15 protein-coding genes are annotated in these 12,151 nt (G+C 70.8%); 4 read left to right on the top strand and 11 right to left on the bottom strand.

Annotated elements, in window-relative coordinates:
* Nucleotides 1–258: 258 nt before the first annotated feature.
* Nucleotides 259–525, top strand: a complete 267-nt coding sequence (locus F6J85_RS10030; protein ID WP_150924861.1) for a hypothetical protein — start codon at nucleotides 259–261, stop codon at nucleotides 523–525.
* A 70-nt stretch (nucleotides 526–595) separates the two neighbouring features.
* A complete protein-coding gene (locus F6J85_RS10035) occupies nucleotides 596–1,693 on the top strand; it encodes a GNAT family N-acetyltransferase (RefSeq protein ID WP_150924862.1) in 1,098 nt (365 codons plus the stop codon).
* 72 nt (nucleotides 1,694–1,765) lie between these two features.
* On the opposite strand, the gene F6J85_RS10040 is transcribed toward F6J85_RS10035, so the two are convergent.
* From F6J85_RS10040 to F6J85_RS10075, 8 genes are all read right to left on the bottom strand, one after another.
* Complete coding sequence (locus F6J85_RS10040; protein ID WP_150924863.1) at nucleotides 1,766–2,071, bottom strand: helix-turn-helix domain-containing protein; 306 nt, start codon at nucleotides 2,069–2,071, stop codon at nucleotides 1,766–1,768.
* A gap of 5 nt (nucleotides 2,072–2,076) precedes the next feature.
* The gene (locus tag F6J85_RS10045; protein WP_238706914.1) at nucleotides 2,077–2,430 is read right to left on the bottom strand and encodes a type II toxin-antitoxin system RelE/ParE family toxin; all 354 of its coding nucleotides are present in this window, start codon (nucleotides 2,428–2,430) and stop codon (nucleotides 2,077–2,079) included.
* An 84-nt stretch (nucleotides 2,431–2,514) separates the two neighbouring features.
* Entirely contained in the window at nucleotides 2,515–3,426 is a 912-nt protein-coding gene (mutM, locus tag F6J85_RS10050) for a bifunctional DNA-formamidopyrimidine glycosylase/DNA-(apurinic or apyrimidinic site) lyase (protein WP_150924865.1), read from the bottom strand.
* Nucleotides 3,419–4,099, bottom strand: a complete 681-nt coding sequence (gene rnc, locus F6J85_RS10055; protein ID WP_150921621.1) for a ribonuclease III — start codon at nucleotides 4,097–4,099, stop codon at nucleotides 3,419–3,421. Before rnc ends, mutM begins: the two co-directional genes overlap by 8 nt.
* 1 nt (nucleotide 4,100) lies before the next feature.
* The gene (rpmF, locus tag F6J85_RS10060; RefSeq protein ID WP_127818873.1) at nucleotides 4,101–4,310 is read right to left on the bottom strand and encodes a 50S ribosomal protein L32; all 210 of its coding nucleotides are present in this window, start codon (nucleotides 4,308–4,310) and stop codon (nucleotides 4,101–4,103) included.
* A gap of 2 nt (nucleotides 4,311–4,312) precedes the next feature.
* Nucleotides 4,313–4,813, bottom strand: a complete 501-nt coding sequence (locus tag F6J85_RS10065; RefSeq protein ID WP_150927336.1) for a YceD family protein — start codon at nucleotides 4,811–4,813, stop codon at nucleotides 4,313–4,315.
* Between the two features lie 102 nt (nucleotides 4,814–4,915).
* Nucleotides 4,916–5,413 (bottom strand): pantetheine-phosphate adenylyltransferase, encoded by a 498-nt coding sequence (coaD, locus tag F6J85_RS10070; RefSeq protein ID WP_150921622.1) that lies wholly within the window; start codon nucleotides 5,411–5,413, stop codon nucleotides 4,916–4,918.
* 26 nt (nucleotides 5,414–5,439) lie between these two features.
* Complete coding sequence (locus F6J85_RS10075; protein WP_150924866.1) at nucleotides 5,440–7,605, bottom strand: ATP-dependent DNA helicase RecG; 2,166 nt, start codon at nucleotides 7,603–7,605, stop codon at nucleotides 5,440–5,442.
* 80 nt (nucleotides 7,606–7,685) lie between these two features.
* Between F6J85_RS10075 and rsmD the strand changes: the two genes are divergently transcribed.
* Nucleotides 7,686–8,270 (top strand): 16S rRNA (guanine(966)-N(2))-methyltransferase RsmD, encoded by a 585-nt coding sequence (gene rsmD, locus F6J85_RS10080; protein WP_150924867.1) that lies wholly within the window; start codon nucleotides 7,686–7,688, stop codon nucleotides 8,268–8,270.
* Here rsmD and thiL read toward each other — a convergent pair.
* On the bottom strand, nucleotides 8,240–9,223 hold the full coding sequence (thiL, locus tag F6J85_RS10085; protein ID WP_150924868.1) for a thiamine-phosphate kinase: 984 nt from the start codon (nucleotides 9,221–9,223) through the stop codon (nucleotides 8,240–8,242). The two genes, rsmD and thiL, sit on opposite strands and share 31 nt — an antisense overlap.
* Nucleotides 9,224–9,257: 34 nt before the next feature.
* Between thiL and F6J85_RS10090 the strand changes: the two genes are divergently transcribed.
* The gene (locus tag F6J85_RS10090; protein ID WP_224793621.1) at nucleotides 9,258–9,734 is read left to right on the top strand and encodes a DUF3515 family protein; all 477 of its coding nucleotides are present in this window, start codon (nucleotides 9,258–9,260) and stop codon (nucleotides 9,732–9,734) included.
* An 18-nt stretch (nucleotides 9,735–9,752) separates the two neighbouring features.
* On the opposite strand, the gene F6J85_RS10095 is transcribed toward F6J85_RS10090, so the two are convergent.
* Together F6J85_RS10095 and F6J85_RS17990 are read right to left on the bottom strand one after the other, a co-directional pair.
* Nucleotides 9,753–10,838, bottom strand: coding sequence for a D-alanine--D-alanine ligase family protein (locus F6J85_RS10095; RefSeq protein WP_150924869.1), 1,086 nt, complete (start codon nucleotides 10,836–10,838; stop codon nucleotides 9,753–9,755).
* On the bottom strand, nucleotides 10,744–11,835 hold the full coding sequence (locus F6J85_RS17990; RefSeq protein ID WP_420846145.1) for an NAD(P)H-dependent glycerol-3-phosphate dehydrogenase: 1,092 nt from the start codon (nucleotides 11,833–11,835) through the stop codon (nucleotides 10,744–10,746). Before F6J85_RS17990 ends, F6J85_RS10095 begins: the two co-directional genes overlap by 95 nt.
* Between the last annotated feature and the right edge of the window lie 316 nt (nucleotides 11,836–12,151).

The raw sequence follows: 12,151 nt of genomic DNA on the forward strand, positions 1-12,151 counted from the left end.
ATGATTCAGCCCATTGCGTTTCGCATCACTCCGATGGGAACCCCGTCCGGGGCCCGCGCTGTGACCGTCTCCTTCTGCGCCACCCCCACAGCCTGCTGAGCGGCTTCCGGGAAGAACTCCGTCTTCTGGCCGGAGACCCGTCCACCCCCGCGGCTTCGGCTGCCGCTGTGCGGCACCGTCCCGCATCCCGCGCGCTTGTCGCCGCGCCCCTTCGCGCCCCATCGGGCGATGACCTCCTCGACCCACGAAAGCCCTCTGATGAACACCTCTCTCGACCTCGCCCGGTCACACGACGGCACCGATCGCGACGTCCTGAACGACCTGCGCTCCCTTGCGCACGCCGTGCGGCCGATCGATAGGCTGTCACTGCGCCTGGGCCTGTGGCTGCTGCTGCACGGCACCCGCAGCATCCAGCCCGCCCCCGGTCACGACGTCCACTCGCGGCGGCGCTCTGCCCAGCGCGCCCGCGAGGCGCGCGAACTGACCGCCCAGCGGATGGCCGCGCTCCTGCCCACCCGATCCTGATGCCTGCGTCGGGGCCGCCGCACGGCGGCTCCGACGCGGTAGCCCTGCCCCGACTGCGTGAAGGAATCCCATGAGCACTCCCCCTCCGGGCCTTGAGCTGCGGCCGCTGCCCCTCCCGGCTTCTGCCGACGCCGACGACGCCGGCGATTTCGTGGAGATGGTGCGCGTGCGCAACCTCGTCTCCACCGAGATCTCCGGACACGACGACTTCCACCTCACCCCGCACGAGCTGCTCCCCGCCTACGCGCCCGGGCCGCACGAACACCGGATGCTGTGGACCGTCGTCCTCGACGGCGACATCGTCGGCCGGATCGGCGTGGACATCCCGCTGGAGGAGGGCTCCCGCGTGGCCTACTGGCTCGTGGAGCTGCGCCGCGCGGTGTGGGGCCGCGGGATCGGCAGTGCGGCCTACGAGTTGGTCGAGCACACCGCACGCGCCCACCGACGCACGGTGCTGCAGTCGTGGGCGCAGCATCCCGCCTCTGACGAGAGCCGTCTGCCGTCGCCGACCGGATACGGCAGCGTCCCGCGCGATCATGCGGCCCGCTTCTACCTGCGGCACGGTCATTCCCTCGAGCAGGTGGAGCGGGTCGGTGCCCTCGACCTCACCGATCCCGGCCTGCCCGACCACCTCGACCGGTTGCTGCAGCGGGCGACGCTGGCGGCCGAGGGCTATCGCGTCGTGCAGTGGGAGCTGCCGACACCGCCGGAGTTCGTCGACGGGTACGCGTGGATGAAGTCGCGCATGGTCACCGACGCGCCGGCGGCCGGTTTGGAGTTCGACGAGGAGGCGTGGGATGCCGATCGCCTGCGCCGTCACGAACGGTTCTACCTGGACGCACGTCGCCGGATGCTCGTGACCGCCGCTCAACACGTCGACTCCGGTGACATCGTCGCGTTCAACGAGCTCGTCATCGGGGGCGATGGCACCCAGGCCACCCATCAGGAGGACACCCTCGTCCTCTCCGAGCACCGCGGCCACCGGCTGGGGATGCTCGTCAAGTGCGCAGCCCTGATCGCATGGCGAAGCGTCGCACCCCACTCGCCTCGCGTGGTGACCATCAACGCGGAGGAGAACCGGCCCATGCTCGACATCAACGAGGCCATCGGCTTCGCCCCGATCGCCTACGAGGGCGGCTGGAAGAAGGTGCTCTCACCGGGCGAGTGAACCTGCCGGGGCTGCGGGTGGACACCTCTCTGAGCCGGGCTGAGCGCGTGAACGCAGACCAGATCTCAGAGCTCAGGCAACCTGCAGGCGACGATCGCCGGAGACGTACTCCACGACCAGATCGCCGCCGACGGCCTCAAGGTACTTACGGATGGTGCCTACCTTCGCGCTATCGAGGTCGCCGTGCTCGATCTTCGAAACCTGACGCTGGCCGACGCCGATGCGCTTGGCCAGCTCTGCCTGGGTCAGTCCCAGCTGCTCGCGCAATTCACGCAACCGGTAGGCGCGGACCTCAGAGAGCATCCGCTCCTTGTGCGCATCGACACGCTCACGATTGACGGGGTGATCGGCGACGAAGTCCTTCAGCGATACGGCCATCGCGCTCACTTTCCTTCCAGCTTCTTCCTCAGGTCCCTCAGGTGCTCGTCGAACAAGTCGTCTGCCTTTGGGATGTTCTTCTTGTACCAGCGGTTCCAGTTGCCTGCCTTGTCACCGGCGACCAGCATGATCGCCTGCCGCTCGGTGTCGAAGGCGAAAAGCACCCGTAGTTCGGATCGACCTGTGGAACCTGGCCGCAGCTCTTTCATGTTCTTGTGTCTGGAGTTGACCACCGTGTCCACGATGGGCCGGCCCAGGTTTGGACCTTGCTCCTCCAGGAGCTCGATTGCAGCTACCACGTGTTCACGAGACTTCTGGTCAAGCGAAGCGAGCCATTCGGCAACGGGCTCGATGTCCACGCTCCACACGCTTGAAGCGTAGATCTTCCAAGGTCTACACACAAGGGTACCGGAGCGCAGCCGGTCAGGCTCCGGACCGGCAGATCAGGCCCCGCGCGGGGCCCGCTGGCAGTGCGGGCAGTAGTGGCTCGAGCGATTCATGAACGACACGCGCACGATCGGACGGCCGCACCGCGGGCACGGCCGGCCGGTGCGGCCGTAGGCGTTCAGCGAGTGGGCGAAGTAGCCGGATTGACCGTTGACGTTGACGTACTGCGCATCGAAGCTCGTGCCGCCTTCCGCCAGTGCCTTCTCCAGCACCGCGCGCACCTCCGCCAGCAGGCGCCGGGCGGCGCGGGTCGACAGCTCCTGCGCGGGAGTCGCCGGATGCAGGCGCGCCGCCCACAGCGCCTCGTCGGCGTAGATGTTTCCGATGCCGCTGACGGTGGTCTGATCCAGCAGTACACGCTTGATGCCGGACTTCCTGCCTCGCAGCGCGTCGCGGAAGCGGGCGTCTGCGAACGCGGGGTCCAGCGGGTCGCGGGCGATGTGCGCGGCCTGCGAGGGCACCTCCGGACGAGCGCTTCCCCAGCCGCCCGGAGCGCCGTCCGCGGTGGGGACGAGCGCGTCGACGGCGAGGGAGCCGAACGTGCGCTGGTCGGCGAAGACGACGGCGAGCTCACCGTGCTGCGGCGAATCCACGTCGATACGCACGCGCTCGTGACGCTCGGTCGGCGCGCCCGGGGAGCGCAGCAGCATCTGCCCGCTCATCCCCAGGTGTGCCATCAGCGCCTCCGGCTGCTCCGGCTGGCCGGCCAGCGGCAGCCACAGGAACTTGCCGCGGCGCGCGGCGCCCTCGATCGTCCGGCCGGTGAGCGCCGCCTCGAATTCGGACGCGCTGCCGCGGTGACGGGTCAGCGCCCGTTCGTCCAGTACCGTCACCCCGCTGATGCGGGCGCCGGCGACGGCGGGCTCCAGTCCGCCACGGACGACTTCGACCTCGGGCAGCTCAGGCATGCGTGCTGAGGCGGCGCCACGCGGTCAGCGCCGCGGCCATCTCGGCCTGCTTCTTGCTGGATCCCTCGCCGGTGCCGGCCAGCTCCCCCACCCGCACCGTCGCCGTGAACCGGCGGTCGTGGTCGGGGCCGCGTGCGTCCACTTCATACGCCGGCGCGGGCAGTCCCTGACGCGCAGCCAGTTCCTGCAGGCTCGTCTTGGGATCCATCGCGGCGCCGTAGCGGTCGGGATCGGCCAGGAGAGGCTCGACCAGGCGCAGCACGAGCGCGGTCGCGGCATCCGGACCGGCCGAGAGATAGGTGGCGCCGATGACGGCCTCCATCGTGTCGGCCAGGATCGAATCCTTGTCGCGCCCGCCCGTGAGGTCTTCACCGCGACCGAGCCGCAGGTGCGCGCCGAGGCCGATCGTCCGTGCGACCTCTGCGAGGGCGACGGTGGAGACCACGCTCGCGCGACGCTTGGCGAGCTCGCCCTCGTCGAGGTCGGGATGCTGCGTGAACAGGCGCACGGTCACGGCTTGCCCGAGCACGGAGTCGCCGAGGAACTCGAGGCGCTCGTTATGCGCGATCCCGCCGTTCTCGTACGCGAACGAACGGTGCGTCAGAGCCAGCGACAGAAGCTCGGGGTCGATGTCGACCCCGAGCTCGTCGGTGAGCGCCTCGCGCTCGGGCACGTCAGACGTCGGCGACCTTGCGGCCCTTGTACTCCAGGAACAGCTCGGTGCCCTGCGAGTCGGTGACCACCTTCGCCTGGTGAGGACGGCTGTACACGACCTTGCCGTTCTCGACCGTCTTGACCAGCGTGGGCGCTTCGGCCTTCCACTGCGCACGGCGCGAACGGGTGTTCGAGCGGGAGACCTTCCGCTTCGGGGGGTTACCTGCCATGTCTAGCTCTTTCCTGTGTTCTCTACGTCGCGGCGCGGTGCGCCGGCGTCGGGCTCTGGGGTGAAATTCTGCAGGGCGGCCCATCGGGGATCGACGGATTCCTGCGGCCGCTCCGTGATGTTCTCGGTCAGTCGCTCACCCGTAGCCGGATCAAGGCCGGGGCAATCCGGCTGACACACCGGCTGGAACGGAAGCGACAGGACGATCGCGTCCCGAACGAGAATCTCCAGATCCACACGGTCGTCGCGAACCTCGAAGTCCTCCGCTTCTTCCCCAGGATACGCGAAAAGCTCCTGAAACTCGACTTCGACGGGCTGGGCGATGTCGGTCAGGCATCGTCCGCACACGCCGGAGTACGTCGTGCCGGCCGTGCCCGAGACCAGCATGCCCTCATGGACGGATTCCACGCGGAGGTCGATGTCGACCGGCTCGCCCCCCGGCACCGACACGAGGCCCTCGCCCCACTTGTCCGGTGCAGGGACCTCCAGCTCGAATTCGCGCATCTCCCCGGGGCGGCGCATGATGTCGCGCACGGCCACGGAGAAGGGTCCAGGTCGGTTTCTCACGGTCGTCAATGCTACCCGCGTACGAGCGGAGCGGATTCGTCAGTCGCGGGCGCCGGTGTCCAGGAACCGCGCGACCGCGGGCGGGACGAAGGGCGACACATCGCCGCCCAGAGCCGCCACCTGGCGCACGAGTGAACTGGACACGAGCGCATGGGCGGGGTCGGGCAGCAGGAAGACCGTCTCCACATGGGCGAGGTGCCGATTGACGATCGCCATGGGTGTCTCGTAGGCGACATCCACCTGCGAGCGGATGCCCTTGACCAGCACGCCGGCTCCGACGTCGGTGGCGTAGTCCACGAGCAGCCCCATCGTCCACGACGCCACGACGATCTCCGCGCCGTCGATGCCGCTCTCGGCCACCGACTGCTCCAGGAGCGCGAGCCGCTGCGCGATCGGAAGCATGGCCTCCTTGCCGGGGTTGTGCACCACGAGGACGTGCAGCTCGTCGTACAGCCCGGCGGCCCGGCGGATCACGTCGAGGTGTCCCAGGGTGGGCGGGTCGAACGACCCCGGCACCACGGCGATCCGACTGTTCATGACCTCACCCTATCGGGGCGCGGCGCTCACCCCTTCGCCAGCGCCGCCCGCTCCTCCGCGCTCACGCGACGTTCGATCGCGGCAGCCAGTCCCCGGTGCTCGGCGAGGGTCGGATCGTCCGCGAGGACGACTTCGGCCGCCGCCCGCGCCTGCGTGATGAGGTCGGCGTCGGCGACGACGCGCAGCAGGCGCAGCGAGGAGCGGGCGCCGGACTGCGCAGCCCCCAGTACGTCCCCCTCGCCGCGCAGCTCCAGGTCCACCTCGGCGAGCTCGAACCCGTCGAGCGTGGCGGCGACCGCTTCCACGCGGGCGCGAGCCGGCGTACCCGGTCTCGCCTCGGTGACCAGCAGGCACAGCCCCGGCACTCCCCCGCGGCCGACGCGACCGCGCAGCTGGTGCAGCTGGGACACGCCGAACCGATCCGCTTCCAGGATGACCATCGTCGACGCGTTGGGCACGTCGACGCCGACCTCCACCACCGTCGTGGCCACGAGCACGTCGATGTCTCCGCGAGCGAAGGCCTGCATCACCGCGTCCTTCTCGTCGGCGGGCATCTTGCCGTGCAGGATCTGCACGCGGATGCTCGCGAACGCCGGATGCCGCGACAGCACGTCGGCGACCTGCACCACGCCCCACCGCGTGCGCGAAGGCTCCCCGGCGTCATCGAGGACCTCCTCGCCGGTGTCGTCCTCCGCGCCGGTCTCGGCGTCGATCGCCGCACAGACCACGAACGCCTGGCGGCCCTGGGCGACCTCCTCCGCGACGCGGTCCCACACCCGGGCGAACCACGCCGGTTTCTCCGCCACCGGTGCGACGAACGTCTGGATGCCGGCGCGCCCGGCCGGCATGGTGCGGATGGTGGAGACGTCGAGGTCGCCGAACACGGTCATCGCCACGGTGCGCGGGATCGGGGTGGCGGTGAGGACGAGCGTGTGGGGCGCCGTGCCCTTGGCCCGCAGTGCCTCGCGCTGCTCGACGCCGAACCGGTGCTGCTCGTCGACGACCACCAGTCCCAGATCGGCGAAGGTGGTCGACGAGCTCAGCAGCGCATGCGTGCCGACGACGATGAGGGCCTGACCCGATGCCACGCGCAGCGCCGCCCTGCGTCGCTCGGCCGCGGGGAGCTGCCCCGTCAGCAGCGTCGGCATCAGCTCCGGCGCGAGCTGGGGTCCCAGCATCCGTGCGATCGAACGCACGTGCTGGGCGGCGAGCACCTCGGTCGGGGCGATCAGCGCGGACTGTCCGCCGGATTCGGCCACCTGCAGCATCGCGCGCAGGGCCACCAGCGTCTTGCCCGATCCGACCTCGCCCTGCACGAGCCGGTTCATCGGCCATTCGCCGGCCAGGTCAGCGGCGATGCGGTCGCCGACGGCGACCTGGTCGGCCGTGCGCTCGAACGGCAGCGCCGCGTCGAAGCGCTCGAGCAGCCCGCCCGGCGCGGCGGGGCGCTGCCGCGCCGACATCGCCCGCACGGTCTGCCGCTGCTGCAGGAGCGCGGCCTGCAGCACGAAGGCCTCGTGCATGCGCAGCGTCGCCACGGCGGAGCCCACCTGCTCCTCCACCTCGGGGCGATGGATGCGCTCGAGCGCCGTCCGCGCATCCAGGAGTCCGTGGCGGCGCCGCAGGTCGTCCGGCAGCGGATCCTCGACGTCGCCGAGCCCGTCCAGAACGAGGGAGATGGTCTTGTGGATGAGCGGGCTGGGCAGCGAGCTGGTCGCCGGGTAGATCGGGATCGGCAGCTGCGCATAGCTTTCCGCCGTCATCCGTGCGCTCTCGACGTCTTCGAACAGCTCGTAGTCGGGATGCGTCAGCTGCGTCGCGCCGCGGTACTCGCCCACCTTCCCCGAGAACATGCCGCGTCGCCCCGGCTGCAGGTCCTTCAGGCGCCACGTCTGATTGAAGAACGTCAGCGTCATCCGGCCGTCGCCGTCGCTGATGACCACCTCGAGGATCGAGCCCTTCCGATTCTGCATGCGGCGCTCACCGGCGCTGACGACTTCCGCGACGATGGTCACCGGCTCCCCGAGCGGGAGGGATGCGATCGGCGTCAGCTCCCCCCGCTTGGCGTACCGGCGCGGATAGTGCATCAGCAGATCGCCCACCGTCGTCATGCCGAAGGCGCGCTCGAACGCCCCCGCGGTCTTGCCGCCGACGGCACCGTCCAGGCGCGAGGCGAGGGAGAGGCCGGGCATGATCCGAGTCTAGGCATGGCGGACGACACCGATTTCGCGCTCACGACTTTGCGGGCCGGCACTCTTTGTAGGCTGATGCGGTGACACGCATCATCGCCGGGGCCGCAGGCGGCACGGTGATCGCCGTCCCCTCCGCCGGCACACGGCCCACGAGCGACCGTGTGCGCGAGTCGCTGTTCGGTGCGCTGGATGCGGCGGACCTCCTGCACGGCGCACGGGTGGCCGATCTGTACGCCGGCTCCGGCGCGCTGGGACTGGAGGCGGCCAGTCGGGGCGCGGCGGCGGTGGACTTCGTGGAGAAGGCTCCGGAGGCCGCATCCGTGCTGCGCCGCAACGCCGCACGAGTCGCACAGTCCGGGCGGCTGTCCGCGCCGCTGCGGGTGCACCGCGCCGCCGTGACGACGTTCCTCGGGTCCGCCGCCCGGGGCCCTTACGACCTCGTCTTCCTCGACCCGCCCTACGACCTGCCCGATGCGGATCTGGCCGCCGCTCTGGAGGCGCTGGCCGGACGTCTGAGTGAGGACGCCGTGGTGATCGTCGAGCGGGCGCGCCGCTCGCCCGAACCGCCGTGGGCCGAAGCCGGACTGGAGGCCCTCCGCACGCGCGCGTACGGCGACACCGTCATGTGGTGGGGTCAGCCGCGCCCGGCGTCCCAGTCGCGGTAGGGGTCCCAGCCGCCGCGCCGTCCGTACTCCACGCCGTCGACCGTCAGCGGAGCCGCACCGCGCTCCCCGACGACGCCGATGCGCCGTCCGAGCGACATCGCACCCGGTCGGGCCGTGACCAGCAGCGCGTGGTCTTCGCCGCCGGTGAGCGCCGCCGTCGCATCCGCCCCGAGGGTGGTGCTGTCCAGCTCCACCGTGACGCCGGAGGCCTGCGCCAGTCGGGTCGCATCCAGCGCGAGACCGTCCGAGACGTCCATCATCGCGGTGGCCCCGGCCATCGCCGCGGTCACTCCCGCCGTGATGGGCGGGCACGGCGCGAGCTGGCGTGCGACGGCGTGCGCCTCGTGCGGTGGAAGGGCCTCCAGCGCTGCCGCGGTCACCGGCAGCGGTTCTCCGGTGGGCCCGGTGAACCGGTCGAAGAGCACCGCGAGCCCGCGAGCGGCGACGCCGAGGTCGCCGATGAGACGCACCTCGTCGCCCGGCCGCGCGCCGCTGCGGCGCACCGGGTCGCGCCCGTCGAGGGAGCCCAGCGCGGTCACGGCGATCGTCAGGGTGTCGGACACCGTGAGATCGCCGCCCTCCACAGCGCATCCGGGTGCCAGTTCCGCGCAGGCGGCGGCCAGGCCGTCGGCGAGTCCGTCGACGAACGCCGCGGGCGTGGCATCCGGGAGCGCGAGGGCGACCAGAAGCGCCGTCGGGCGCGCCCCCATGGCGGCGACGTCGGCGAGATTGACCGCGGCCGCCTTCCAGCCGAGCTCGAACGGCGACGACCACGCGAGGCGGAAGTCCGGACCATGCACGAGCGTGTCGGTCGTGGCCACCACGCGCCCGTCGGGAGCCGCGATCACGGCGGCGTCGTCACCGGGGCCGACGGGGGCCGCCGAGCGCGGGAGCCGGGCCAGGATGCGGCGGAGGATCTCCCCCTCGCCGATCGCGCCCACTGTCTCACCCACACGACCACGCTACCGGGCGGGTTAGCCTGGAGGAGTGATCCGCCCGCGTCGCCTCCTCGCCGCGGCGGCGCTCTCCCTGCTCGCCGCCGCGACCCTGTCCGGCTGCGCGGGGACGGTGTCGCTCCAGCCCGCCCAGAACGCCGGCGACCCGGCGTGCGCCGCGGTCTCGGTGCGTCTCCCCGACCGGGTGTCGGGGCAGGAGCGCCGCTGGACGGATGCGCAGGCCACCGCCGCGTGGGGCAGCCCCACGGCCATCATCCTCACGTGCGGTGTGGCAGAACCCGGCCCCTCGACCCTGCGCTGCGAAACGGTCGAGGGCGTGGACTGGCTCATCGACGAATCCGAAGCGGCCGACGATCACTACCGGTTCACGACCTTCGGACGCACCCCCGCGGTGGAGGTCTACCTCGACTACGACGTCGTGCGCAGCGGTGACACCCTCCGTGCGCTCTCACCGATCCTGAACCCGATCCTGGAGAAGACCGGCTCCGTCTGCACGCCACGCGCGTGAGGTCGGCGCCGCGACGGATCAGGCGCGCGAGAGGCCGTCCTCGATGAGCTCGGTCAGCAGCTCCGGGTAGGTCATCCCCGAAGCGATCCAGCATCGCGGGAACATCGAGATGGGTGTGAACCCGGGCATCGTGTTCACTTCGTTGACGAAGAACTCCGTGCCCGTGAAGAAGAAGTCCACGCGGGCCAGCCCCTCCCCGCCCAACGCCTCGAAGGCGCGCGCGGCGATCCGCTTCATCTCGGCCAGCTCTCCGTCGCGAAGCTCGGCCGGGCACACCAGGTCGATGCCGGGGGCGCCGAGATACTTGGCCTCGAAGTCGTAGAAGTCGCGGCCGCTGACGACGATCTCACCGGCGACGCTCACGCGCGTCGGCGCGCCGTCGCGTCCGGGCAGCACCCCGCACTCCAGCTCGCGCCCGATCACGGCCTGCTCCACGAGCACGACCGAGTCCTCCGCGAACGCGACCTCCAGCGCCGGCTCCAGCTCCTCCCACGCGGAGACCTTCGTCACCCCGACGGACGAACCCGACCGGTTCGGCTTGACGAACACCGGCAGCCCGAGGGCGGCGATCCGGCGCTCGGCCTCCTCGCGGTCGCGGACGAGATCCGCCCGCCTCACCGCGACCCACGGGACCACGGGGACGCCGGCGGATCGAAGGACGCTCTTGGTCACATGCTTGTCCATGCCCAGCGCCGACATCAGCACGCCCGCACCGGCGTAGGGCAGGCCGACCAGTTCGAGCATGCCCTGCACGGTGCCGTCCTCACCGAAGCGGCCGTGCAGGATCGGCAGCACCACGTCGATGTCGCCGAGCGAGCGCTCCCCCGACTCATCCAGCACCGTCAGCTCCCGCGTCGCCGTGGACTCGGGCCAGCGGATGCGGGTGCCGTTGTCGGCCACCTCGGGGAGCGTCGCACCCTCCAGCGCGAACTTGTCGGGGTCGTCGTCTTCCAGCACGAAGGCGCCCTCGCGTGTGATCCCCACCGGGATCACACGGTAACGGTCACGATCAATCGCCCGAAGGACGCCGCCCGCCGTCGCGGAACTGATCGAGTGCTCGCTGGATCGACCGCCAAAGAGCACCACGACCACCGGCTTGTCCATTCTGCGTCCTTTCGCCCGTGGGCTTGTCGTCGTCGGTGGTGAGGTGCGGGGCGATGTCGCGAGGGTCCATCGTGCCGTCCAGCACCATCTTCACCTGCTCGACGATGGGCATCTCCACCCCCACTTCACGGGCCAGCTGCAGCACGGGGGCGACCGAGGCGAGCCCTTCGGCGGTCTGCTGCATCTGCTTGATGACATCGGGCAGCGTCACCCCCTGCCCCAGCAGCCTTCCGGCGGTGTTGTTGCGGCTGAGCGGCGACTGGCACGTCGCGATGAGGTCGCCCAGACCCGCGAGCCCCTGCAGCGTCTCGGGATGCGCGCCCTGCGCCACGGCGAAATCCGTCATCTCGACCAGGCCACGCGTGATGATCGACGCCTTGGTGTTCTCGCCGTACCCGACGCCGTCGACGATGCCGATCGCGACGGCGATGAGGTTCTTCAGCACGCCGCCGAACTCCGTGCCGATGACATCGGTGTTCACGAAGGTGCGGAAGTACCGGTTGCGGGCCCGCAGCGCCACGGCTTCGGCGGTGGCCTGACTGGTAGAGGAGATCACCGCGGCCGTGGGCTGCTCGCGGGCGATCTCCAGGGCGAGGTTCGGCCCGGAGGCGACGGCGATGCGCGCCGGGTCGCACTGCAGACCCTCCTCGATCACCTGGCTCATCCGCATCCCCGTCGCCTTCTCCACGCCCTTCATGAGCGAGACGATCGGAGCATCCGAGGCCGCCACGAGCGGGCGCACGGCCGCGAGGTTCTCCCGCAGCGCCTGGCTGGGCACGGACAGGTAGATCTGGTCGGCGCCTTCGAGGGCGTCGGCGAGGTGGGATGTCGCCGTCATCTGCCGAGGCAGGTTGATGCCCGGCAGATACTGCGTGTTGCGGTGGGCCTGGCGGATCTCCTCCGCCTGCTCGGGCCGGCGCGACCACATGGTCACGTGCGCGCCGCCGTCGGCGAGCACCTTGCCGAACGTCGTTCCCCAGCTTCCCGCACCGAGCACCGCGACGCGCGGCAGCGGGACCTCCTGCCTACGACTCAAGACGACCCGTCTCCTTCTGCCCGTGCACCGCGGGATCCCAGCGCTCGGGGGAGCGGGGATGCCGCGCAGCTGCGAGAGCAGATCGGTGATGCGGTCCATCACGACCGACGTCGCCTGCAAGAGCACCGCCGGCTGCGTGCTGCCCTCCCGGTATGCGGAGAGGTCCACCGGGGGTCCGAACACGACGCGCACGGGGCGGCGCGGGGGCCACAGCCGGAGCTTGCCGTACCGGGGCATGATCTCCTGCACGCCCCAGTGCGCAACCGGGATGATGGGC

Source organism: Microbacterium lushaniae (assembly GCF_008727775.1).
GTDB lineage: Bacteria > Actinomycetota > Actinomycetes > Actinomycetales > Microbacteriaceae > Microbacterium > Microbacterium lushaniae.